The sequence below is a fragment of the Pseudoduganella sp. RAF53_2 genome (assembly GCF_052113985.1).
Classification (GTDB): Bacteria; Pseudomonadota; Gammaproteobacteria; order Burkholderiales; family Burkholderiaceae_D; genus Rugamonas.
Genome location: NZ_JBFRDW010000818.1, coordinates 1 through 2275, shown reverse-complemented (window position 1 = coordinate 2275; position 2275 = coordinate 1). Strand labels below are relative to the sequence as shown.

Here is a 2275-nt window from a genome sequence, read left to right as displayed (position 1 = left end):
CCATCGCGGTCCGCGATCAGCACTGTTGCGCCTTCACGCGCGAACAACTCCGCCGTGGCGCGTCCGATGCCTGACGCACCACCCGTGATCAATGCCACCTTGCCTGCCAATTCACCTTGCTGCATGTGCCGTCTCCAATTTATAGCTTGTGCACCATGCTGCGCCTTTTTCACCTCTGCTGGCAAATGAATACTCTGCATAGAATGCATAAGCCCAGCTAATGCATGGTGCGCTTTTTTACTCAGCCCGGAGTGGCAAACACCGGGTTCGGCAAGCCTTGCACGCTCGGCGCTTCCGGGGCACCGTCCATGTCGAGAATGATGATTTCGTTGTCGCCTTTGCGAAGCCATGGTCCGGGCAGGAACAGGCTTTGCTGCGGGCCGACGCGCCAGTACCGTCCCAAATGGTGACCGTTGACCCAGACATGGCCTTTACCGAGGGCGCGCATGTCCAGGAAGGTGCTGGCGGGGGCGGCGACGTTGAAATGGCCGCGCCAGAAAGTGGGGCCGCGTTTCGCCGGTATGCCGCGTGCAAAATGCAGGGCTGACAAATTGGTCATCGGCGTGGAGAACACTTCCCAGTCGAGCAGGGGCTTGCCGCTCAGCGATACGGCGCGTGTAAGACCTTTGCGCTCGTCGGGCAGCATTGGGCCGAAATTGACGCGCCCCATATTTTCGACCACCACATCCAGCGTGCTGCCGGCTTTGAGATTGATGTCGGTCACGTGCTCGTCGCGCCGGCGGTCCATGGTGGCGATGGTGGCGCCGTCATCCAGCACGTGTGCGTAGTCGCGCACCGCGCCCAGATCCAGCTTGCCCGATGCGCCGTCAGCGAAGCGCTTGCGGTAGACGATGAAGCCATAGCCCTGCCCGTATGCCTCCATATTGCGCGCCAGATGGGAGGCTATGGGATTGGGCAGGGAATCGACCAACGCGACGGATTCGTCCAGGGTGAAGCGCGGCACGGCGATCAAGGATGTGGCTTGTGCAGGCAGATCGGGCAGGCGCTCGCCAGGCGCCAGATGGCGTTCGATAGCGGCGCGGATAGCAAAGAATTTGGGCGTAGGGCGGCCCGCTTCGTCGATGGCGGCGTCGTAATCGTAGCTGGTGGTGTCGGGCTGGTAGGTGCTGCCCTGGCCGTTGGCGCCTGGCTGCCAGCCGAAGCTGGTGCCGCCATGCGCCATGTACAGATTGAAGGAGATGCCTTGTCCGAGCATCCAGTCCACTGCATCGGCGGCCTGTTTGGGATTGGTCTGGTGGTGACGCTCGCCCCAATGGTCGAACCAGCCGGCCCAGTATTCACCGGCCATGCGCGGCACATGCTGGCGGAACGTGGCCAGGTGAGCAAAGGCTTCCTTCACATCGTCCACGTTGCCGTCGAAATTGACGACAGCGGTCACGCCAGGCAGGGTGCCGTGGTCGAGCAGGGTGGGATCGGGGCCGTCCGATGTGAATAGCGGGAGGTTGAATCCCGCATCGCGCAGCTGCTTCTGGATAGTGGCCATGTAAGCGTGATCTTCGCCATACGAGCCATATTCGTTTTCCACCTGTGTCATCAGGATCGGTCCTCCGCGCGAGGACAACAGCGACGCCACTTCTTGCGCAACGCGCTTGAAGTAGCGGGCAGTCGCATCCAGGTAGCGCGGGTCCATGCTGCGGACACGCAGACCGGGCGTACGCAGCAACCATGCGGGGAAGCCGCCGAAGTCCAGCTCAGCGCAGACGTAAGGACCGGGACGCAGCACAACATTCAGTCCAACTTCCTGTGCCGTGCGCACGAAGGCGGCGAGATCAAGGTTGTCRCTGAAATCGAAACGGCCAGGCTCTGGCTCATGCAGATTCCAGAACACATAGGTGGTGATCGTATTCAAGCCCATGGCGCGGGCCTGCTGCAGGCGCTCGCGCCAGAACGCACGGGGGATGCGGGCGTAGTGCATGTCGCCGGCGCGGATCACATACGGCTTTCCATCCAGTTCGAAGTGGTCGCCAGCCACTGCGAAATGCGGCGTGGCCGCTTGTGTGCTCAGCGCCGCCATCATGATGCCCAGCGCCGCCAGCTGCTTCATCCCCGTGTATCGCAACGTCGTCTCCTCGATTTTTTTGCGCTAAAACGCAAGCAGCGGCGGGTGGTCACTTTCGTTTTTCGCCCGCCACTAAAGGAGTTATACCTTATCAGACGTTGTGGTCAGTTCGCCAGCCTTGATTGCACTCATCAGACCAAGCAGGGTGCTGAAGGCGTTGTTGTCGGCGCCACCCATTTGCACTTGTGGCACCAG

At 61.4% G+C, this 2275-nt stretch carries 2 protein-coding genes; both read right to left on the bottom strand.

Annotated features, from left to right (window positions below; genetic code table 11):
* The coding region (locus tag AB4Z11_RS29865; protein WP_442029533.1) for an SDR family NAD(P)-dependent oxidoreductase at positions 1–125 on the bottom strand (125 nt) is incomplete at its 3' end.
* A 116-nt stretch (positions 126–241) separates the two neighbouring features.
* Entirely contained in the window at positions 242–2080 is a 1839-nt protein-coding gene (locus tag AB4Z11_RS29860) for a glycoside hydrolase family 35 protein (RefSeq protein ID WP_442029531.1), read from the bottom strand.
* Positions 2081–2275: the final 195 nt, after the last annotated feature.